The 21,313-nt window shown below is 42.6% G+C and carries 17 protein-coding genes; 6 read left to right on the forward strand and 11 right to left on the reverse strand.

The genetic code is table 11. The annotated features are described in order from the left end of the window. Positions 1 to 591: 591 nt before the first annotated feature. The 3 genes from JMX48_RS07525 to JMX48_RS07535 all read left to right on the forward strand — a co-directional run bounded on the left by JMX48_RS07525 (position 592) and on the right by JMX48_RS07535 (position 2,761). Entirely contained in the window at positions 592 to 1,209 is a 618-nt protein-coding gene (locus JMX48_RS07525) for a DUF6231 family protein (protein WP_201536202.1), read from the forward strand. Between the two features lie 150 nt (positions 1,210 to 1,359). Then, positions 1,360 to 1,878 carry a peptidoglycan-associated lipoprotein Pal gene (gene pal / locus JMX48_RS07530; RefSeq protein ID WP_201536205.1) on the forward strand — a complete coding sequence of 173 codons (519 nt, stop codon included), beginning with the start codon at positions 1,360 to 1,362 and terminating at the stop codon, positions 1,876 to 1,878. Between the two features lie 169 nt (positions 1,879 to 2,047). Beyond that, positions 2,048 to 2,761 carry a 4'-phosphopantetheinyl transferase family protein gene (locus JMX48_RS07535; protein ID WP_201536208.1) on the forward strand — a complete coding sequence of 238 codons (714 nt, stop codon included), beginning with the start codon at positions 2,048 to 2,050 and terminating at the stop codon, positions 2,759 to 2,761. A gap of 319 nt (positions 2,762 to 3,080) precedes the next feature. On the opposite strand, the gene JMX48_RS07540 is transcribed toward JMX48_RS07535, so the two are convergent. Then, complete coding sequence (locus JMX48_RS07540; RefSeq protein WP_201536211.1) at positions 3,081 to 3,983, reverse strand: hypothetical protein; 903 nt, start codon at positions 3,981 to 3,983, stop codon at positions 3,081 to 3,083. A 606-nt stretch (positions 3,984 to 4,589) separates the two neighbouring features. On the opposite strand from JMX48_RS07540, the gene JMX48_RS07545 reads away from it, so the two are divergent. Continuing rightward, entirely contained in the window at positions 4,590 to 5,348 is a 759-nt protein-coding gene (locus tag JMX48_RS07545) for an IclR family transcriptional regulator (RefSeq protein WP_201536214.1), read from the forward strand. A 156-nt stretch (positions 5,349 to 5,504) separates the two neighbouring features. Here JMX48_RS07545 and mmsB read toward each other — a convergent pair whose 3' ends face one another. The 9 genes from mmsB to JMX48_RS07590 all read right to left on the reverse strand — a co-directional run bounded on the left by mmsB (position 5,505) and on the right by JMX48_RS07590 (position 18,712). Further along, on the reverse strand, positions 5,505 to 6,458 hold the full coding sequence (mmsB, locus tag JMX48_RS07550; RefSeq protein ID WP_201536217.1) for a 3-hydroxyisobutyrate dehydrogenase: 954 nt from the start codon (positions 6,456 to 6,458) through the stop codon (positions 5,505 to 5,507). Between the two features lie 109 nt (positions 6,459 to 6,567). Beyond that, positions 6,568 to 7,800, reverse strand: a complete 1,233-nt coding sequence (locus JMX48_RS07555; RefSeq protein ID WP_201536220.1) for an enoyl-CoA hydratase/isomerase family protein — start codon at positions 7,798 to 7,800, stop codon at positions 6,568 to 6,570. Positions 7,801 to 7,875: 75 nt separating this feature from the next. Further along, a complete protein-coding gene (locus JMX48_RS07560) occupies positions 7,876 to 8,658 on the reverse strand; it encodes an enoyl-CoA hydratase (RefSeq protein ID WP_201536223.1) in 783 nt (260 codons plus the stop codon). A 243-nt stretch (positions 8,659 to 8,901) separates the two neighbouring features. Beyond that, positions 8,902 to 10,062, reverse strand: a complete 1,161-nt coding sequence (locus tag JMX48_RS07565) for an acyl-CoA dehydrogenase family protein (RefSeq protein WP_201536225.1) — start codon at positions 10,060 to 10,062, stop codon at positions 8,902 to 8,904. Between the two features lie 254 nt (positions 10,063 to 10,316). Further along, positions 10,317 to 11,801, reverse strand: a complete 1,485-nt coding sequence (locus tag JMX48_RS07570; protein WP_201536227.1) for a CoA-acylating methylmalonate-semialdehyde dehydrogenase — start codon at positions 11,799 to 11,801, stop codon at positions 10,317 to 10,319. A gap of 311 nt (positions 11,802 to 12,112) precedes the next feature. Then, positions 12,113 to 14,149, reverse strand: a complete 2,037-nt coding sequence (locus JMX48_RS07575; RefSeq protein WP_201536229.1) for a propionate--CoA ligase — start codon at positions 14,147 to 14,149, stop codon at positions 12,113 to 12,115. Between the two features lie 250 nt (positions 14,150 to 14,399). Beyond that, a complete protein-coding gene (locus JMX48_RS07580; RefSeq protein ID WP_201536231.1) occupies positions 14,400 to 16,070 on the reverse strand; it encodes a fatty acid--CoA ligase in 1,671 nt (556 codons plus the stop codon). A 309-nt stretch (positions 16,071 to 16,379) separates the two neighbouring features. Then, the gene (locus JMX48_RS07585) at positions 16,380 to 17,606 is read right to left on the reverse strand and encodes an MFS transporter (protein ID WP_201536299.1); all 1,227 of its coding nucleotides are present in this window, start codon (positions 17,604 to 17,606) and stop codon (positions 16,380 to 16,382) included. A gap of 314 nt (positions 17,607 to 17,920) precedes the next feature. Then, positions 17,921 to 18,712, reverse strand: a complete 792-nt coding sequence (locus JMX48_RS07590; RefSeq protein ID WP_201536233.1) for an ankyrin repeat domain-containing protein — start codon at positions 18,710 to 18,712, stop codon at positions 17,921 to 17,923. 353 nt (positions 18,713 to 19,065) lie between these two features. Between JMX48_RS07590 and JMX48_RS07595 the strand changes: the two genes are divergently transcribed. Both JMX48_RS07595 and JMX48_RS07600 read left to right on the forward strand, forming a co-directional pair. Beyond that, positions 19,066 to 19,812 carry a hypothetical protein gene (locus tag JMX48_RS07595; RefSeq protein WP_201536235.1) on the forward strand — a complete coding sequence of 249 codons (747 nt, stop codon included), beginning with the start codon at positions 19,066 to 19,068 and terminating at the stop codon, positions 19,810 to 19,812. Positions 19,813 to 19,870: 58 nt separating this feature from the next. Beyond that, positions 19,871 to 20,617, forward strand: coding sequence for a hypothetical protein (locus JMX48_RS07600; RefSeq protein WP_201536239.1), 747 nt, complete (start codon positions 19,871 to 19,873; stop codon positions 20,615 to 20,617). 105 nt (positions 20,618 to 20,722) lie between these two features. Here the strand turns inward: JMX48_RS07600 and JMX48_RS07605 are convergent, their stop codons facing one another. Then, positions 20,723 to 21,160 carry a DUF3429 domain-containing protein gene (locus tag JMX48_RS07605; protein ID WP_201536242.1) on the reverse strand — a complete coding sequence of 146 codons (438 nt, stop codon included), beginning with the start codon at positions 21,158 to 21,160 and terminating at the stop codon, positions 20,723 to 20,725. Positions 21,161 to 21,313: the final 153 nt, after the last annotated feature.

The following is a 21,313-nucleotide window of genomic DNA, read 5'->3' on the forward strand; positions in this document are numbered from 1 at the left end:
ATTATTTATGATATGAATAGACGAATGGTAATGGATAAGGTTAACAACGACAACGGCAATAAACCAGACATTATGCAAATTCTTAAGGCAATTTATTTTTAATAAACTTCTAGGGCGTATCCTCAATCTGAAAATGGTGATAAAGATAAGATAAATGGCAGCCAAACAAGGAAAATAGTGCAGATAATATCGAGATATTGACTAGCTATTTGACGACGTTTGGCAAGATTTAGCTATTTTTAGCCCATTTAGTCGCTTTCGTTCAGATTGAGGACACGCCCTAACTACATTGAACTAAACTGCCAATTTTCAAGTACTGGCCTGAAAATTACTATATTTATAAGCCATAACGAATATCAAAACAGTAATTAATATATACATAAGATTGTCATATAATCAGTTCGAAATAAAATCTATCCCAGCAGCACTGTATAGCATTTAAAGTGAATCGACTATAGCGACAGTAATAGTAATAGAAAACTGGCAAAGATTTTAAAATAAATCATTCGCGTAAATCATCCATTGGATAATGTTCACTAAGATGATTTAATAGTTCCACCGATGACTTACATTCGATAAACGGCCTATCATATGACAAAGCACACTACCAGTCGCTCAGACATTACTCTACCCTTACTCATAAATTACGTTGATGCCCTATTACCGTCGCTAGCAATACAGGCGAACATGCCAATAAACTCTAAACAAGCAGATGATAACACTGCATTGTTATGGGTGGTACAAGACATGCGTACCTGTTTGGCATTACAGTCACAGCTCAAAAACCATATACTTAACAAAGACAATGGTACTGTAGCAGAAGCTGAGAAATTAAAGATATCGACTTTATCAGAGCTTATGCAACAGCAAACAACTGAACGCTATGGATTGGCCTGCTTTTGGTTACCCACTTTATCACTTGAATTACTACAACAGTATATTCCGCTGCTTATGCGCTACCGCGATCTATATGCGGCCCACCTACTACTCGCACTTGATAGCACCATAGATCTAAAAGCTTATGGTTTTACACCCTTTAATATCTTGAACGACCCGTCTCTAGAATCTGACAATAGTAATCCAACAAAATCTGCTATATCGTCAGCCACCCTTTGGCAATTTAACTTATATGATTATAAACAATTACCAAATTGGCTCAATGCTGATTATTGGGCCAATCCTGAAAATTGGGACAAGCGTCGCTGGTAATTTGTCTCATATCTAACTGTAAATTCTACTATTATTTACAGTAATACTACTTACATAAAGTAACATTTAGTATATTATAGATAGCAATTGCCTAAGTTTTATCGTAAGCAGTTTAAAAAAACAATTTAATTAAAATTTTAGGAGCGTATCATGTCAACTGGTTTTTCTAAGATCGCAGTTCTTGCTATATTATCAAGCGCTGTTGCACTAACCACAGGTTGTGCTACCAAACGCGCTACCTCTGAAGTTGTGGTTGCCCCATTAGGCATCCCAGGTGGTCAAGCGGGCTATACAGGCGCTGTCATCGTGGACAATTCAAACGCTGTCATGGCTGGCGCTGAGAATTTACAAGCGGTTGTTTACTTTGCTTTTGATAGCAGTGAGATTACCACACAAGCCGCAAGTGTCCTTAATCAGCATGCAAGCTTGTTAAGCTCTAACCCAGCAGCTGCTGTTGTCATCGCAGGTCATACTGATGACCGCGGTAGCCGTGAGTATAATATCGCATTGGGTGAGCGCCGTGCGCAAGCAGCACGTGATTATCTTGCTACTAAAGGTGTCGCTGTAAACAACATCCGTGTCATTAGCTATGGCGAAGAACGCCCTGCTGCTACTGGTACCAATGAAGAAGCTTATGCACAAAACCGCCGTGCTGAGTTATCTTACTAAGACTCACTAGCATCAATAGAATAGAATTCAATTTTCTTTATAAAAATAAGCCCAACGATATTATATTGTTGGGCTTTTTATGTTTTACTGAGCCAACCAATAACAATCGATACCATCAATGATAGCAGACATACACTTAACTCATCTCTCATATACTCAGCTCGACACTATGACATGGTGCGCCACTGCACAAGTAAGGGAATCGCTATGCTTAAGTTTTGACACATTATGGGATAAAGCATCATGGTCACGGTTATCAGTTTTTAATATACCGCCCATAGCACCTAATAAGTTTTGTGCTCTTAATTGGCAATACTACACTGCACCTGTCACTTTGTCGGCACGTAAAATCGCTCATAATCAACGTCAGCTACAGCGCACGGGTGTCCGATTATTGTTACAAGCATTAATCAGTGAGCTAGAGATCAGTGATACGTTAGATGAATCAAACTTTCCCTATCGGCTTATTAATAATAAGTATTACGTATGCTTTAGTCATACAGGGCCTAATGATAAGTCTTTAAATAGTAATGTTGCCGTGATTATTAGTCATCATCGCTCTGCTGGTATCGATATAGAAAATAACAACGTTGCTTGGAAAGTGGCGCAGCGCTTTTATTCAGACAATGAAATCTCTGCCATACAGTCACTACCAACGACCCAACGTGACATTATTATCAAGCTACTGTGGCAAATAAAAGAAAGCTTTATCAAGATTCGTCAATATACCTTGGCACAAGGCTTGGGTATGGACTATGCTTATCTTATAACTGATTTGCTTGATGCCCTAAGAGACCCTTCCCCTGTAGTCGTCATAGCCAATCGTCAGTCCGATTACCATATCGCATTCTTGCCCATTCAACAGACTGTGGTGGTTTATTAAAAACCTTGTAAATATCTTAGGGCGTGTCCTCAATCTGAACAAAAGCGACTAAATGGGCTAAAAATAGCTAAATCTTGCCAAACTACGTCAAATAGCTAGTCAATATCTTGATATTATCTGCACTATTTTCCTTGTTTGGCTGCCATTTATCTTATTTTTATCACCATTTTCAGATTGAGGACACACCCTAGTTCCAAACAGTAACTGTTTTTTATTTTAGAAAAATTTCACTTTATTGCAGACAAAAAAACGACCCTAAAAAGGGTCGTTTTTTATGAGCTTACTATTCTTCTAATACAGTAATTAAACTGTGATTAGATTAGAAACGGTAAGTTGCACCAAGTTTAACGATTGGGAACCACTCTAAGTAGTCTTTGTTTTCAAGTTCTTGTTCAGCAAGCTTAGCAACCTGACCAGCATTTAAACCAGAAGGTACATCAGTTTGACCATTAGAAATGTCTACTAACTTTCCTGGATTTTTTGCATTAACAGTCGCATCAGTTTTACCCATGTATGCTGCACCGATTTCACCGAAAACACCCCAATGATTGTTGATGTTAGGGCGGAAGCCGATAGTACCATAAGGAGCTAGCTTGTTACGGTGTTCCAACGTGCCTTGTAGTGTACCTACATCGTCTGCATTGTATGAAACATCGTTTATCTTGTAAGTGCCACCTTTAGAATTAGCAGTTACATCGATATCGTTGTCAGGTACGATGATACCAGCACCCATTGTAAACCAGTTGGCTACAGGACGGTACTGAACACCTAGGTACGGGTTGCTGAAATCTGAATCTACGTCATAGTTAACATCATCAGCATCAAAGTCGCCGCCGAAAAGGTCAGCTGAATCGCCACCTGCCCAACCAGCTTGTAATTCAGTTTTGTCATTCATTGCCCAAGCAACGTTAGCGCCATAACCTAAAGTACCAACTTCAGCACTAACAGCTGCTGGATGAATAGCAGTTTGGAACAAAGTTTTAGTGCCACCAAAAATTGCACCAGTAGTGTTACGTACCACACCAGCATCAGCATTGTATGCATAGCCAGTAGGCTGTGCTTCATAACCCATTGCAACTGGCTCAGCTTCATAAACTACAGCAGGTTCAGCTTCATACGCTGTAGCATTGTTACCATCAACAACGATAACAGGTTCGGCTGCTAGTGCAACAGTTGACGCTAAAACGGCAGCAGAAATTGCTGTTAATTTAATAAGTTTCATAAATACTCTCCTAAAGTGTGGAATAACTCGCCCATAAAAAATGACAATTTAGCTTTTTTAAATCAATCATTTTGTTGGGCAGATTAAAACAATTTTGGCACAAAAAGTCACCCCTAAATGCGCTCTTTTTATTTGCCGTTATGTAAAGATTGCATGGATATTGTAATAATTACTACACGAAACTGCAAAACTTCGGTTTTCTGTTACACAATACTCTTAAAGTAACTAAACAGCCAAGACATGAATATTGATTAGCTTAATGTTCATGTAAAGGTATTACAAAGTATTTCAGTATAATGACTTACCTTCTTAATCAACTCAATGACATTTATATAGCATAATAATACTGTTTGTTGTGTTTTGTGAGTTAACGTAGCCATTATTTCTAATAGTCAACGTTTTAGACACTTTCAGACACATAGGCATTTTTTATAGATATTCCTATATCATGTGACTATATTGTCTGTGCTTATATATTACAGCCGCTCAGATTATGCTAAATTACAGTTAATGAGACAGGTATCGCCAAACTTCAAATTTATTTCACTTATAAAAGTAGTATCCTATTTCTTGCTTTATTCTTTTAATTACTATTGAGCCATATATATGCCTAAAGTATCGTCGATTACGCGTGTGTTAGAGATCATAGAGGCGGTGTCTTATGCTTCCAAACCTCTCTCTCCACTTGAATTGTCTCAAGAACTAGATATCCCTAAGCCAACCATTCATAGATTGATTCAGAATTTGGTTGATGAAGGATATTTGACCGTTGATATTAGTGGTGGCATCATTCCTGGTAAACGGGTGCGTAACCTAAGTGTCGAGCTTTGGCAACAGCGGCTATTTTTTAATGAACGACAAATGATTTTGCAACAGCTGGTTGATGAGCTTAAAGAGACCTGTGGCATTGGTGTCCCTTATCATATGAACATGATCTACACTAACCGTGCGCAAACGAGCTTGCCACTACAAATCTATTTACCTGTAGGCGCGAAATCACCGATGTGGTGTACCGCAACAGGCAAGCTATATCTAAGCCAGCTATCTGCGACCAGTCGACATAAAATCTTGCAAGGTTTACCACTGGCTAAATTTACCAAAAACACTATTACGGATATTGATGCGTTAAATGCTGAGCTTGATCGCATTGCTATAACTGGTATCGGTATAGACAACGAAGAGTTCATCTCTGAGATGGTAGCCATATCGGTACCGATATTGGATAAAAAATCGCGCTATCTAGCTTCTCTATACCTTCATGCACCAACCATACGTGTGTCGTTGGATGAGTTATTAACACATGCGCCACGTTTGCAGCAAGCAGCGCAGGATATTCAGACTCTCGTCTACGACCTGCAAAGCTAAAAAACAAGCATTAAAAAATCAGGCATTAAAAAACAAAAAAAGTCTGCACTATTATAGTAGTGCAGACTTTTTTACTTCCTTACCAGTTTAATATTTGCCATGATTGCTAGCACGCAGTCAAATTAATAGTAATCCACTTCATATGAAGAAGGAATATTAGGACAGCACTGAACTATCGTGACGACCCATAATGCTTGAAAAATCCTTATCGCCGTTCTCTACAGCATGAGCCTCATAAAGCTCGGCCGCTTTAGCACCCATTGGCGTGTCAACATTGGTATCCTGAGCCGTTTGCATCGCGAGATTGAGGTCTTTTTGCATTAGCTTACTCATAAATCCACCTTGATAGCCATTGCTAGAAGGAACATTTTCCATGACTTGCGGATAAGGATTATAGACCTCTAACGTCCAGTTACGACCTGAGCTTTGTAACATAATATCCGATAGTACTTTGGGGTCTAAACCGTTTTTGACCCCTAGATTAATGGCTTCTGCCGTTCCAGCCATGAGAATACCCAGCAGCATGTTATTGCAAATCTTCGCCACTTGCCCTGCACCCTGATCGCCTGCATGAAAAATATTTTTGCCCATCACCGCTAGTATTGGCTCAGCTTTGGCAAAGGCTGCATCACTACCACCAACGATGAAAGTCAAACTGCCAGCGATTGCACCGCCTGTACCACCAGAAACTGGCGCATCCAAGAAGTCTATACCAAGCTTAGTCGCCGCATCGGCTACCGTGGTTGCATCAGCAGCGGCTATCGTACTGCTATCGATGACTAGCGTGCCTTTAGGCAATTCTGTCAGCAAGCCGTTAGAGCCATTCTCACCCAAGTAAACAGCATGGACGTGCTTGCCAGCAGGCAACATACTGATAACAACTTGGGCGTCACTCGTAGCGTCTTTAGGGTTATCTGCAACCCTTGCCCCTGCTTGCTGTAAGCGCTGAGTCGCCGCTTCAGATAAATCATAGACACACAGCGCATAACCTGCCTTTAACAAGTTCTCTGCCATTGGTGCGCCCATATTACCCAGTCCAATAAAGGCTATGTTTGGCTTGGTAGCATTATTGTCATCTTTATTAGTCGCACTTGTATTTTCTGTACTCATCTCATCGCTCCTTGATGATTGCTCATGTAGATAGTGCTACACACAGTTTGTCATTATTTTTTGAGTCTAATTTTATCTAATAATTATTCTAAACCAGTAAATCAAATCTTTAGCGCACAAGCTCATTGCCCAAGGCCTTATCACTCAACCAACTCTCTAAAGGATGCTCTCCCTTAGCATAAGGATTAATAAAATGCTGTTGGATATACGCTTGCCCTTCGAGGCTCAAACAATCTGCTAATGAGCGTGACCACTGCGGGCTGCGATCTTTATCAATCAACAATGCCCGCACCCCTTCCTTAAAATCAGGATTGGCGGCACAATGCACCGCCACATTTGTCTCTAAATATAAAACTTGTTCTATCGATAGGTCGGTGACTTTATGATAAAGCGCATAGGTCAAAGCAGCAGTCGTAGGACAGCCATGACGATAAGTGGCAACGGCTCGCTGTGTCCAGCTGTCTTGCGCAAAGTCTGTATCTAGTTGTGCGAGCGCCTCATCACTTTGTAATAATGCATCAATATCTCCTAAGCCACCATTATTCATCAACTGCTGAATAGGACGCCAGTAGGTCGCCAACTTACTATCAGGTAAATCAGTCACTGGTTGTGCAGCAAGTGCACGGCTGACGATACTGTGAGCGCTATTGTTGTGACATTTATCCGTGTTATCAGCTGCCCCTTGCCAACCACTCTGTTTTAAACGCTGGATGATGGCATCGTAGTCACTACTGGCGACTGCATATTCTGCAAGATTGACCAATAGCGCATCACTACCATTACACATCGTACCAGTCAGTCCTAAAAACAGACCTATCTTGGCTGGCATCCGCTGCAAAAACCAACTACCAGAGGCATCAGGAAACAACCCAATAGTCACCTCAGGCATCGCAAAACGCGTACGTTCAGTGACCAAACGGTGACTGCAACCCGCCATGAGTCCCATACCGCCGCCCATGATAATGCCATCACCCCACAGTATTAATGGTTTGGTATAAAAATGCATTTGTCGATATAGGTTGTATTCATTACCAAAAAATTCTGTGGCATAAGGGTTCGGAATCGGCGCACTGGTGGACATACTGTCATATAATTTACGAATATCACCGCCAGCACAGAACGCTTTATCACCTGCGCCTTTTAGCACTAGTGCCACTACTTGATCATTAGCTTGCCACTGCTCTAGCTGCTTTGACAATAATTGACACATCTCAACGCTCAAGGCATTTAGAGATTTGGGCATATTTAACGTCATTATCCCGATCAGATGCCCGCAATCTGTCAGCTCGGTATCGAACAGTACAGGCGCGTCTTGCGCTGTATCATCTATAGTTACTGTCATAAAAGTGACCCACAAAAAATAAATGAAAAAATATTATGTTTAGAAAATTATGCTTAAAAAATAAGGCAATAGGCTTTATTTATTTTGCCAATTGGGTTGACGCTTCTCTAAAAAAGCTTGCACGCCTTCACGCTGATCCTTGGTATCGAATAATTTGACGAAGGCTTCACGCTCGTGTATGAGATTTTGCGCAGGTGGTGTGTTTCTAGCCGCTTGAATGAGTTTCTTAGAGTAACTGACGGCCACAGGTGACTGTTTAGCGACTTTTTGTGCTAACGCTTTTGCAGCTGCGAGACCCTCCCCTTTTGTAGCGACTTCTTCAACCAAGCCGATACGCAATGCGGTGTCAGCATCGACACGCTCACCGCACAATATCATACGCTTTGCCCAACCTTCACCCACTAAAGCTGTTAGATTTTGCGTGCCGCCTGCACAAGGTAACAGACCTACTCCCGTCTCTGGCAATGCCATCTGCGCATGCGCTTCTGCGATACGAATATCACAGGCAAGTGCACACTCAAGACCGCCGCCCATTGCATAGCCGTTGATAACAGCGATACTGACGCCTCGATAGGCTGACAATGCTTCAAAGGCTTCGCCAAAAGCAATGGCCATACTGATGGCATGACCTTTGTCACCGTCTGAAAAATTATTGAGATCCGCGCCTGCTGAAAAGAACTTTTCGCCATCACCATGAATGATTAAGGCGTAGATGTCATTCGTCGCATTAAGGTCAGCGATCAACTGTTTAAACGCCCGTAGACTGTCCATTGTCCACGTATGGGCAGGCGGATTGTTCAATGTTACGATAGCAGTATGATTATCAATTGATAGTTTAAGATTGGTATAATCCGTCATAAAACATCCTTGTCTTAACATGGCTTTATTTATTAAGTATGATTGGCATCTAGGGCGTGTCCTCAATCTGAAAATGGTGATAAAAATAAGATAAATTGCAGTCAAACAAGGAAAATAACGCAGATAATATCGAGATATTAACCAGTTATTTGACGATGTTTGGCAAAGTTTAGCCATTTTAAGACCACTAAATGATTAAGTGTGCTAATGGATGACATGCCCTAGTTAAATAATACAGATATATTAACGTAGCTGGCTCAGCGCATCATCTTGTAGCAGCTGACGCGATACAATTACGCGCATGATTTCATTGGTGCCTTCTAATATCTGGTGGACACGTAAATCTCGTACATGGCGCTCAAGTGGGTATTCATTCAGATAACCATAGCCGCCATGCAACTGTAACGCTTCATTGGCAACATCGAAACAAAGATCTGTCGATAAGCGTTTTGCCATTGCGCAGTAGGTAGAGGCTTGAGCATCCTTGTTATCAACTTTATTGGCTGCTAGATAGAGCATTTGCCGTGCCGTAATGGTTTGAGTGAGCATATCCGCAAGTTTGAACTGTACGGATTGTAAGCTGGCAATTGGACTACCAAATTGGCTGCGCTCTTGGACATAATTGGTCGCTGTTTCTAACGCTGACTGCGCGGTACCAACTGCGCAAATTCCGATATTTATGCGTCCGCCATCCAAGCCTTTCATAGCAATACGAAAGCCCTGACCTTCCTCGCCTATTAGGTTTTCTGCGGGTACTTTGACGTCTTTGAAACTAATCGTTCGCGTTGGCTGCGCTTTCCAGCCCATTTTATGTTCATTTTTGCCGTATTCGATACCCGCGCTATTGGCATCAACAACAAATGCTGAGATACCTTTTGGCCCTGCACCGCCCGTACGCGCCATCACCACAAGCACATCGGTTGAGCCTGCGCCTGATATAAAGGTTTTTTCGCCATTAAGTACATAATGGTCGCCTTGCTTGTCCGCTTTGGTCCGTAGAGAAGCGGCATCAGAACCAGCATTCGGCTCCGTTAAACAGTAGCTACCAAGCCATTCACCACTGACCATATTCGGCAGATATTTCTTGCATAAAGCATCGTCGCCGTACTCACCAATCATCCAACCAGCCATATTATGAATGCTCATATAAGCGGCAACAGAGGTATCACCCCATGCTAACTCTTCAAAAATCATCGCTGAATCTAAACGTGGCAGCCCCAAACCATCGTATTCTGGATTGGTATAAAGCCCTAAAAAGCCAAGCTCGCCTGACTTTTTGATGATATCAACGGGGAAATGCGATGTACGATCCCATTCTGCTGCGTTTGGCTTCAGCTCTTTTTGTGCAAACTGCCTAGCGGTCTGCCTAAAAGCAACTTGATCGTCCGTTAATGAAAAATCCATGGGGTCATCCTTATGCATTTATAGCAAATATGGTGAATAAGATTTGATGCGTCATCGTTTGATTATAAAAGTGGTATAACGATAAGAAAATTCTACTGCAAAATAACAGTCAGAAAAATTAATGTATGACGCATATTGCGTGACTGGGACAATTTTCCTAACTTGCTGTGGCTAGCAGACAAAAGCTACAAAAAATTTATCCCAGTCCCGTTGTATCTCTTTTATATTGTCCTGACTATATAATAAATCAATAATTAAATTGAAATAGTAGTATTCACACCGCGGCTCGCCTCATCATCGAACCAGCGCGCAGTCACAGTCTTGGTTTGAGTATAGAACTGTACCGCTTGCTTGCCATAAGGGCCAAGAGCGCCAAGCTTACTCGCACGTGAGCCTGAGAATGAGAACATCGGTAATGGTACAGGAATGGGTAAGTTAATACCGATTTGACCAACCATAATATCTTGTTGGAATTTGTGCGCCGCTGCGCCCGATTGAGTAAAAATCGCCGTACCATTGCCATGTGGATTGGCATTGAGCAGCTCTATCGCTTCATCAAGGCTGGCTGCACGCATGATACATAGTACTGGGCCAAAGATTTCTTCTTTATAGATTTGCATATCACTTGTGACGTTGTCAAAGATGGTTGGGCCAACGAAGTTGCCTTTCTCAAACCCTTCAACGGTGATACCGCGGCCGTCAAGTAATAAGCTCGCCCCTTCTTCTACGCCAGTACCAATCAAATGCTCAACACGGGCTTTTGCGGCAGGAGAGATGAGTGGGCCTAAGTCTTTATCATGTTTGCCAGCTGAGACGATTAATCCTTCTGCTTTGGCTTTAATCTCGTCAATCCAGTCACCAGCAGCACCGACCAACACGACCACTGACAATGCCATACAGCGTTGACCCGCAGCACCAAAGGCGGCACCCGCTAGCTGATTGAGCGTTTGTTCTTTGTTGGCATCCGGTAAGATCACACCATGGTTTTTGGCACCCATCATACACTGGGCACGTTTGCCTGATTTGCTCGCACGTTCATAGACATGATGACCAACGGCGGTAGAGCCGACAAATGAGACGGCTTTGATATCTGGATGATCACAGATAGCATCGACGGTCGCTTTTCCGCCATGGACGACGTTTAGCACGCCTTCAGGTACGCCCGCTTCTACGGCAAGCTCTACCAAACGCATGGTGACCATGGGATCTTGTTCGGAAGGTTTGAGGATAAAGGTGTTGCCCGTGGCAATCGCCATGGGGAACATCCATAGGGGAATCATTGCTGGAAAGTTAAAGGGTGTGATACCAGCACAAACACCAAGTGGCTGCCAAATACTGTAAGTATCAACGCCAGATGCGACGTTTTCAACGAAGTCGCCAATCTGCAAGTTGGCAATGCCTGCTGCATGTTCGACGACTTCTAACCCACGGAATACGTCACCGCGAGCGTCTGCAATGGTTTTGCCCTGTTCAGCGGTTAGTATGTCTGCCAACTCATCCATGTGCTCACGAATCAGCGACTGATATTTTAAAAAGATACGGGCACGTGTGGTAATGGGTGTTTTGCGCCACGTCTGAAAGGCCGTTTGGGCGGCAGCGACCGCTTGGTTGATTTCGTCGTTCGTGGTTTGCGGGACTTTGGCAATGACTTCTTGGGTGGCCGGGTCGGTGATGTCAATCCATTCATTGGTGTTAGAGTCGACAAATTGACCGTTGATGAGCTGCTTTACGTGGTGCATAAGATATCCTTATCTTGCGTGCGTGACTACCATTTAGCGGTGTCTTTGTATTCGTAAATGAGTTTAAAAGGGATAAATTTTTATCAAATTCGCTTAATTTAAAATGATTTATTTTGTATCGTTATTGACTATAACAATAAAACAATTTTAGGGTCAAGCGCTTTATCAAAATTTTATTTGAGTTTTTATCAATTAGAAAAGGTTTGTCTAAAAATTTGAAAAATAAAAAAGCCCATGATTTTTCATGAGCTTATTATTTCGTATTAAAAGTGCAGTTTGATTGAGGCTTAATGCGCTTTCATAACGCTTTTTTAGTATCCCTTCATAGATTGCTTGATCGCATCAATCGCTGCTGGATTGTCAAGCGTTGACATATCTCCAGTGTCTTTATCTTCTGCTAAAGCGCGAATAGCTCGGCGTAGGATTTTGCCCGAGCGCGTTTTTGGCAGTGCTTGCGGGAAATAAATGGCTGCTGGTCGCGCGATACCGCCCAAGGATTTGATAACAGCGCCAATCACTTGTTGCTCAATACGAAAGCGATTTTCGGTTGTTGCCACTTGTTCGTGATCTCTTAACACACAAAAAGCGATAGGCAACTCGCCTTTTAACTCATCTTGAATACCCACCACAGCGCACTCTGCCATCTCTGGATGACCACTAATGGCCTCCTCAATCTCTTGTGTGCCTATGCGATGACCCGCCACGTTAATCACATCATCGGTACGCCCAAGTATGTGAAAATAGCCATTTTCGTCAACGACCGCATAGTCTGAGCTTGAGTATTGATTGCTATCAGTCAAGCTAAAGTAGCTATCAATGAAGCGTTTATCGTTACGCCAAACGGTCGTCAAACACCCTGGTGGCAAAGGTGCGCGAATTGCCAATAAACCCTTTTCTCCAGCAGCACAAGGCTCACCCGTTTCTTCATTGATCACTTGGGCATCATAGCCATACATGGGGAACCCAGGCGAGCCTTGTTTGTGGGGTTTGTCATTAAATTTAGGGGTATTGCTCAAAATCGGCCAGCCTGATTCAGTTTGCCAATAATGATCTAAAATTGGCACGTTCAAATGCTTAGTCAGCCAACTGGCTGTCGATTCATCAAGCGGTTCACCTGCCAAAAAGAATGATTTGACGCTTGATACATCGTAGCGTGTCATCCACGTTTCATCTTGTTTTTTGAGCATACGTACACCGGTCGGAGCGGTGAATAAAATATTAACCTTGTTGGCTTCAACGATACGCCACCAGATACCCGGATTTGGACGATGCGGCAGACCTTCATACATGACACTGGTCATGCCAGCGAGCAATGGCGCATAGATTGTATAAGAGTGGCCAACGGCCCAACCGATATCTGATATTGCCCAAAAAGTCTCGCCCGCTTTGCCATCATAAATATAATCCATCGAAGTCGTGAGCGCCACGGCATGACCACCCGTATCACGCTGCACCCCTTTTGGTGTACCCGTCGTACCAGAGGTATAGAGCAGATACGATGGCGTATTTGACTCCAGCCAAACAGGCTCGACCACCGCATTGGCCTCACAGCTACGGCGACGTTCAGTGGCATAGTCCACTTCTATATCTTGTGGTTTAAATGGCAGCACGCCGCGATTCACCACGAGCACATGCTCAGGTTTTACAGTGGCTTGCTCAATCCCTTGATTGACCAAATTTTTGTAATTGATGACTTTACCACCGCGCAGACCTGCATCCACTGTAATGACCATTTTTGCTTCGGCATCATCCATACGAATGGCCAAATTGTGTGCGGCAAAACCGCCAAATACCACCGAATGTACCGCACCGATACGCGCACAGGCCAGCATCGCATAAGCCGCCTCTAGAATCATCGGCATGTAAATGATGACACGATCACCTTTCTCAATACCGTGACGCTGTAGCACATCAGCAAAATAATTGACTTCTTTATATAAGTCGTTATAGGTCAAGCGGCGCTTGGTATAATCCGTATAAAATTCAACGTTATTGCCCAAATCTTTGAAAGCATTGGTAATATCTGGAAAGGTTTCGATTAACTCTTGGTTTATTTCTGACGATAACCAAATAAATGCATCTTGTTCTGCACGTTCTTCTAGATGGCGATCAACGCAGTTATAACAAAGATTGGTCTCGCCACCGACATACCATTTGGCAAAAGGTAAATTGCTATCATCAAGAATTTGCTCAGGGGCTTTGTGCCAATAGATACGCTTTGCTTGCTCGGCCCAAAAATTCTCTCGATCATTGATTGACGCGTCGTATATATCGGCAAAGGTTTGAGTGGTATTGGATGACGCTTGAGAGGTTTGGTCAAAAGCTTGATTGGTGGCTTGCTCGCTCATAATGGCTGTCCTTAGCATAAACGGTGGTGAGGCGATTTTATTAAATAACAATATAATATAAAACTAATTAATAGTATTAGAGTGATTTTGTCATAAAATACTGGCTGTCCGTGCCAAAAGTAAAAAACCGATACGTATTGTATCGGTTTAAAATGTAACAGAGCTAACGATAAAGGTCAACTGTTAAGCGTGTCACTCCACTGATATTTTTATTGATTCAAACCTCTTATCAGCGAACCACTTAAGTCTATCAGGCTTCGTTCTGCTGGCTATACATCTCACGCATCACCTTTTTGTCATGCTTACCTACAGAGGTTTTTGGTAATTCATCGACGAACCTAAACTCACTCGGCACACCATATTTAGGAATCATACCGCGCTCTACCGCCTTTTCAGCAATCGCTTTAATATCGTCAGCATGGGTGTCTTGGCAATTAGGCTTGAGAACAATCAAAGCTAATGGGCGCTCGCCCCACTGCTTATCGCGAACCCCAATCACTGACACATCGGCTACTGCTGGATGTAATGATAAAATTGTCTCAATCTCCAATGATGAAATCCATTCGCCGCCTGATTTGATCACGTCTTTTAAACGATCCGTAATTTTGAGAGAGCCATCAGGACATATATAGGCGATATCTTGGGTGTGCATATAGCCATTTTCCCACAGCTCCTTGCCTGCATCGTCATTCTTAAAATAGCTTTGAGTCAACCAAGGCGCACGCAATACCAGCTCACCTGTATTGTCTTTACCCATACCAACCGATTCATTATTCGTATCCCATATCTGGGCATCAACCATTAGTACAGGCTTGCCTGCCATACAGCGACGATTAATATCTTCATCTGCTGTCATTTCAGGCTCATTCAAGCTAAATTCTGTCAGACTAATAAGTGGTGCCGTCTCCGACATGCCATAGCCCGTATATACCTCGATACCTTGTGCCATGGCCGTTTTTGCTAAACCTTCAGTCAGTCTAGAACCACCAATAATCATTTTGAGACCATTAAAATTGGCATCACGATCCTGCGCTTCTTTGAGTACCATTTGTAAAATAGTGGGTACACAATGGGTAATACTTACTTTTTCATTGATAATCAAATCTAACAACGCATCAGGCGCATAGCGTCCCGGATAGACTTGCTTCAATCCAACCATCGTCGCTGTAAATGGAAACCCCCACGCGTGTACATGAAACATCGGCGTCATCGGCATATACACATCACCATAACTGACACCTTGTTTGTCAGGCAACATACCAAGCGTAGCGGCCTCTGCTAGGCTGTGCAATACCAACTGACGATGGCTAAAGAACACGCCTTTTGGATCGCCTGTGGTGCCTGAGGTATAAAAAGTGCTGGCAATGGTATTTTCATCAAAGTCTGGAAAGTCAAAATCACTATCGGCCGCTTCTATTAATGCTTCATATTCACCGATGACGCGGTTTTGGTTGCCGCCAAAGACACCTTCAAACGTCACGCCATTATCATCTAACCAAATGATATGCTCGATGCTCGAGTTTTCAAACTGATAATCTTTGACCAATGGCGCAAACTCAGAGTTGAGCAACAACACTTTAGGTTTAGCATGGTTGATGGTATAAAGAATTTTTTCTGGTGACAAACGGATATTGACTGTCTGCAAAATATACTCTGACATGGGCACGGCAAAGTAAGACTCAAGATAGCGATGACTGTCCCAATCCATTACCGCCACGACATCACCAGCAGACAAATTCAAGTCTGCTAATACATTGGCTAGGCGATTGATACGATTGAATAAATCTTTATAAGTAAAACGCTTTTTATCCGCATAAACAATTTCTTGATCTTGCGATACCGTCTTGGCGCGGTTCAATAACTGCTTTACCAATAAAGGGTAATCATAGGCAGACGGCGCACTCTGGTAAGTATTTGACATAGACATGACTTCCTTGTTGGTCATAGATGAAAATTGCTATACGTATAAATGAGAATAATAATGCAGAGATTACCTCTCTAGCTACAATACTTTATTGAGAACTTGTTCATTCTTCTTTCAAACCAATAATGACTAGGGCTAGTAATCAGAGCACTATCAATAAAACTCATCGTATCTCTATTGATAATAAGAAAAAAACACTTCCATGTAAAGCCCGTACACGTAAGCACGACAACCGCAAGCGTTCGGTATTTTTGATTTCATGATGCGCCCCATTGTGCTAAGCACATAAACACTAAGTCGCGCGTTTTATGAAGGCGATTTGATCATTCTTTGGGTTTTAATCATGCCAAAGCTTGCCACTAATAGCGCCAAAACCTGCACAAATAATAACAGCCAGACCGTCAGCTTCCAATCGCCACGCGCGTAGGCAATACCGCATATCCACGCCCCCAGCGTACCGCCAGCATAGTAGCCCATATAGTACAAACCAGAAGCCAATGAGCGGCCTTTATTCACATTGACAGCGATATAACTGATGGTCGCAGCTTGGGTAATGAAAACACCCGACGACATAATCGCTAGTCCAACAATAACGCCCCATAATGGCGTTACCAAAGTCAATAACACGCCAAACATGGATACCATCACCGCCACTCGAACCGTTCTCGCCGACCCAAATCGGCGTAGTAACGTGGTCGATAATGGCGTGATAATCACGCCAATGAGATACACGGCAAAAATATTGGCAAGCGCACCCGTACTCAAATTATAGGGCGTCTTAGCAAGGTGCAAATTAATAAAGGTAAAGCAGCCCACTAGCGAGAATAAAACACAGGCACCAAGCAAGCAAGCCGTCACGACGTAACGATTGGTCAAATGCTCGCCCAGCGTCTGCACCGCTGATCCCACATTTGGGTTGGCTTCAAAACAGCGCGATGTTGGTAGCATTTTCCATGCCCATAGCGCACCTATAAGCGTGAGCATCGCCATCAAATAATAGCCGAGCCGCCAACCGATCAGCTCATGCAAATGTCCAAGCAAAAATCTTCCCAAAAAGCCACCAAGTACGTTACCTGAGACATAAAATGACATCAGCTCAGTGAGCGCTCGTCCTTTAAACTCCTCACCAATATAAGCAATGGTCACCACCGTAATGCCAGGAACAGATAAACCTTGCATAAATCGGAACAAGCCCAACCAACCAATGCTAGGGCTTTGAGCAATTAACGCGGTGGGTATTGCTAAAAATAGTAGCGCGCCAACGATAAAAGACTTACGACCCAACGCATCAGATAGCATCCCTAAAAACGGTGACATAATGGCAATCGCCATCACTGTCGCCCCAACAATCATACCCACTTGCACCTCAGTAGCAGAAAAATCTGCCATCAGTACGGGCAATACGGCTTGAATAGAGTAGACCTGCAAAAAAGCAAACATGCCAATCAAACCAATCGTAATTTTTAATATCCATGAAGGCGGATTAGACTGCGGAATCTGTAATGAGGGTTTTGGAGTGTTTGTTAGTGGCATGCTGCTACTGGTTTGAGCCTTATTCTGAAGATTATTTTTCACAATGCTGCTTACTATGTTAGACGCGGTTGATCTAGGCGTGAGTGGTAGGAATAGCGCTATAAAAAGCCTGGGCTTATAATCGCTTGAACTTATAATCGCTTGAAATAGCTAGCAAAAATATTGATAGCACTCTTAATGACATACCCATTATGGTAGCACATTGAGAGATAAGCTCAGTGCTCAAAGTGTTGTATGAAACAGTTTTGGAGACATAAAAAAGACCACTACAATAGTAGCAGCCTTATTGTTAACGCTTAAGCCCAGTAGAGCGTTTATTCGCAGCTTGCTTTACCTGTGCGATGATTGATCGCACCATTGGCTTTTAGCAACTTTTGCATCTCTACATGACCGCGGGTGCAAGCATACGAGTAAGCGCCTTGGTTGTACGAGCCTAGCTTTGTATCTTTAGTCGTAGCGACAAGATTAGGGTTAGCGCCTTTTGCTAACAAGTATTTTACCGTCTCTAAACGGTTGTTACTGGCAGCAACCATAATCAACGTTTCACCATCGCTCTCTTGGGTTTGATCATTGAGATCCACTGGTTTTTTAGCATTTAGTAGCGTATAAACCTTTTTGACAACGGCGGTATTTTTGCCCAATACGGCAGATTTTAGGACATTATAGACGTCGCCTTTATCGGTGGCGTACAGATCAGCGCCTTGGCTGATTAAATAGTCTACCATGTCTTCATAACCAATAAATGCCGCCCAACCCAAGGCAGTTTGGTCAAGATTGCCAGTGTCTTTCACTTCTAAATTCTGACCATTAGCGACCATGTACTTAACAGTGGCTAAATCGCCTTTTTTAACCGCATCAAACCATTTAGCGTCTGCGCCAGTCGATGGTTTGGCATAAAAATTACGATAAGACAGTTTGTCTTTATTGACGATATCAAAATTTTCAGCGGCGCTAAAACGATAACCCACTTGAGCAATAGGCATAACTTGCGTGACCTGTACTGCCTCATCTTTAGTCATATCGCTGCCAGTACTCAAGCTTGAGCACCCTGTTAATAGCATAGCTGCCATAATTGCTGACGTGCTGAGTTTATAGACAAAATTCATAGATTGGCCTCAAAAATCAAAACAAATATTAGTAATAAAAACTGACTGCCATAAAACTGTGTGTTGTAATCAGCTCTAGCAGTAGCACAAATTTAGATTGTAATTCATAACCATAAATTTCAATTGTTAATCACTGTATAAAAATTGTTACGCTTGATCTAAAGAGCGGTTCTACCACCTCAGCTTGCTTAATATCAAGCAATAACAGAGCTTGACACTATCTTATCTTTTTTATTACAGACTTTGCGTGCTCAAAAAACCATACTTGCAAGTTGCTATATTAAGTCACTATCTATTGATAAGTAAAATTAATAAATAGAACCATTCAAGAAAATCACTATTAAGGAATAATAATGAACGATGAGATTTATGATTTAGGTCAAGGATTTTGGAGCATACGTGGCTCATTTGTCAAAAATGATATTATTGACATAGGGGTTCAATCTGCTCTAATAAAACTGGCCTCGGGACGATTTATCTTTTTAGACAGTTATACGCTGACAGGCGATGTCCGTCAGCAAGTCATGGATTTGACCAATCAAGGTCAAGATGTCGAAGCTGTGTTAAACGTTCATCCCTTTCATACTGTGTACTGTGCTCAAATGGCGTTGGATTTTCCGCAAGCGATTTTTTATGGTAGTAGCCGTCATCATAAACAGATACCAGAAATAAATTGGGCAGCAGATTTGGTCGAAAGTGACGCCGTTGCAGAGCGTTATACCGAGCTTGAATTTTCGCTTCCTAGAGGTATTTATTACATCTCGCCTGATGAGGCTATCCATGCAGGTTCTCTGTTGGTTTATCATCCTGCTAGCCAAAGTGTCTATATTGATGATACTTTTGAGATTCCTCCTTCTAAGCTATTTAATAAGGTACAGCCTAATTTAGGTTTACATCCGACCACCAAGCAAGCACTTAAGGATGAGAAAAACGCAAGCAAGCAGTATTACGATTGGGCAACGGAGCTGGCACACAAGTGGCGTGATGCTCGATATTTCTGCGGTGCGCACTCAGGCTTAATTGAATTTGGCGAAGGAAGATTTGAGGCAGCATTGCTGTCTGCCATTGATGGCGCTCGTTTTGAGCTTCAATCGTCATAAGTTATGAAGCCGCTACTTTTGAATGCATACATAGAAAATCAAATAAGGAGAATTATTAATGTCAGATAAAATACATGATTTGGGTGCAGGATTCTGGAATATACGCGGATCATTTCGCATTGGTGGTATTTTAAATATTGGCGCGCACTGTTCACTCATCAAGCTAGAATCAGGGCGCTTTATCTTTTTGGACAGTTACGCCTTAACAGGTGAGGTTCGAGATGAGGTAATGGCATTGACCAATAACGGACAAGAGGTTGAGGCGGTCTTAAACGTCCATCCCTTCCATACCGTACACTGCGCGCAAATGGCAGAAGACTTCCCGCAAGCGACCTTTTATGGCAGCAGTCGCCATCATAAAAAAGTGCCAAAGGTACAATGGTCAGAGGATTTGGTCGAAAGTGAAGCGGTCGCTAATCGCTATCCTGAGCTTCAGTTCTCAATGTCAAAAGGTATCTATTATATCTCGCCCAACGAGATGGTTCATGCAGGTTCATTACTCGCCTATCACCCTACCAGCAAAAGCCTGCACGTGGATGATACCTTTATGAGTCCACCGATAAAATTACTAGAAGCCATATTGCCTGAACTGCTATTGCACCCTACTACTAAAAAAGCACTCAAAAATGAGCCTAATGCAGGCAAACAATATTGTGATTGGGCAAGCAGTCTGGCGCATGAGTGGCGCGATGTTCGCAATTTCTGCGCAGCCCATTCTTATTTAGTGACGTTTAATGAAGGTGATTTTGAACAAGCTTTATTAAAAGCGATTGATAAAGCCCGTCCAAAGTTAGAAACAGCCTAGGGCATGTCTTCAACTTAATCGATACTATCTAAATGGGTTAAAAATGGTGAATACAAAAAAGGGCTGCCAATATGGTAGCCCTTTTTGAATGACAGATAGTAACACTTATAACTGCATAGCAGCAGCGAGCAAAGAGACAACGACTATGGCGGTGACATAGTTTCTCACTTTGAAATAATCCTGCGTAATAATGCGCGCTCGATTGAGACCATAATCAATTATCAACATACTGGCGAACCCAATAATGAGTAGCCAAACAAAACCGATGGTTGATAGCATCAGAAACCCTAACCATAGAACAATCGCTATCATGTTACTTACTAAAGGCAATCTGACAGCCCATTTATTGTCATCAGCCAAGCTCAGATGATTACCCCACTGCGAGCCTGCCATAAATGTTGCAATCACCAGCCCATAAGCACTTAAAACGTCAGCTGTTGCCCCTAAGTAAGGCATGCTATCAATATCCATAGCAAGTAAGAGCGCACAAGCCACAAACGGAATAGCGCCTGCAAAGGTTAGATAAGGACTGGGTTTTTTCATAGTATGAACCTATCTTATGTTTGGTCTATTGATATCCATCTATAGTCAGTGAAAAGTAATATCGACACATCACGCACTGCTGCTATCAATTTTTCTTGCTTACTGCGTCTGCGCAGACAGAGGCTACAACACTCTCATTACACAAACATGCAT

Source organism: Psychrobacter immobilis, from assembly GCF_904846225.1.
Taxonomy (GTDB): domain Bacteria; phylum Pseudomonadota; class Gammaproteobacteria; order Pseudomonadales; family Moraxellaceae; genus Psychrobacter; species Psychrobacter immobilis_F.

Excerpts from the sequence above, each read along its gene's own strand:
- JMX48_RS07525 (WP_201536202.1), top strand. The coding sequence starts at position 592 with ATGACAAAGCACACTACCAGTCGCTCAGACATTACTCTACCCTTACTC.
- pal (WP_201536205.1), top strand. The coding sequence starts at position 1,360 with ATGTCAACTGGTTTTTCTAAGATCGCAGTTCTTGCTATATTATCAAGC.
- JMX48_RS07535 (WP_201536208.1), top strand. The coding sequence starts at position 2,048 with ATGACATGGTGCGCCACTGCACAAGTAAGGGAATCGCTATGCTTAAGT.
- JMX48_RS07540 (WP_201536211.1), bottom strand. The coding sequence starts at position 3,983 with ATGAAACTTATTAAATTAACAGCAATTTCTGCTGCCGTTTTAGCGTCA.
- JMX48_RS07545 (WP_201536214.1), top strand. The coding sequence starts at position 4,590 with ATGCCTAAAGTATCGTCGATTACGCGTGTGTTAGAGATCATAGAGGCG.
- mmsB (WP_201536217.1), bottom strand. The coding sequence starts at position 6,458 with ATGAGTACAGAAAATACAAGTGCGACTAATAAAGATGACAATAATGCT.
- JMX48_RS07555 (WP_201536220.1), bottom strand. The coding sequence starts at position 7,800 with ATGACAGTAACTATAGATGATACAGCGCAAGACGCGCCTGTACTGTTC.
- JMX48_RS07560 (WP_201536223.1), bottom strand. The coding sequence starts at position 8,658 with ATGACGGATTATACCAATCTTAAACTATCAATTGATAATCATACTGCT.
- JMX48_RS07565 (WP_201536225.1), bottom strand. The coding sequence starts at position 10,062 with ATGGATTTTTCATTAACGGACGATCAAGTTGCTTTTAGGCAGACCGCT.
- JMX48_RS07570 (WP_201536227.1), bottom strand. The coding sequence starts at position 11,801 with ATGCACCACGTAAAGCAGCTCATCAACGGTCAATTTGTCGACTCTAAC.
- JMX48_RS07575 (WP_201536229.1), bottom strand. The coding sequence starts at position 14,149 with ATGAGCGAGCAAGCCACCAATCAAGCTTTTGACCAAACCTCTCAAGCG.
- JMX48_RS07580 (WP_201536231.1), bottom strand. The coding sequence starts at position 16,070 with ATGTCAAATACTTACCAGAGTGCGCCGTCTGCCTATGATTACCCTTTA.
- JMX48_RS07585 (WP_201536299.1), bottom strand. The coding sequence starts at position 17,606 with ATGCCACTAACAAACACTCCAAAACCCTCATTACAGATTCCGCAGTCT.
- JMX48_RS07590 (WP_201536233.1), bottom strand. The coding sequence starts at position 18,712 with ATGAATTTTGTCTATAAACTCAGCACGTCAGCAATTATGGCAGCTATG.
- JMX48_RS07595 (WP_201536235.1), top strand. The coding sequence starts at position 19,066 with ATGAACGATGAGATTTATGATTTAGGTCAAGGATTTTGGAGCATACGT.
- JMX48_RS07600 (WP_201536239.1), top strand. The coding sequence starts at position 19,871 with ATGTCAGATAAAATACATGATTTGGGTGCAGGATTCTGGAATATACGC.
- JMX48_RS07605 (WP_201536242.1), bottom strand. The coding sequence starts at position 21,160 with ATGAAAAAACCCAGTCCTTATCTAACCTTTGCAGGCGCTATTCCGTTT.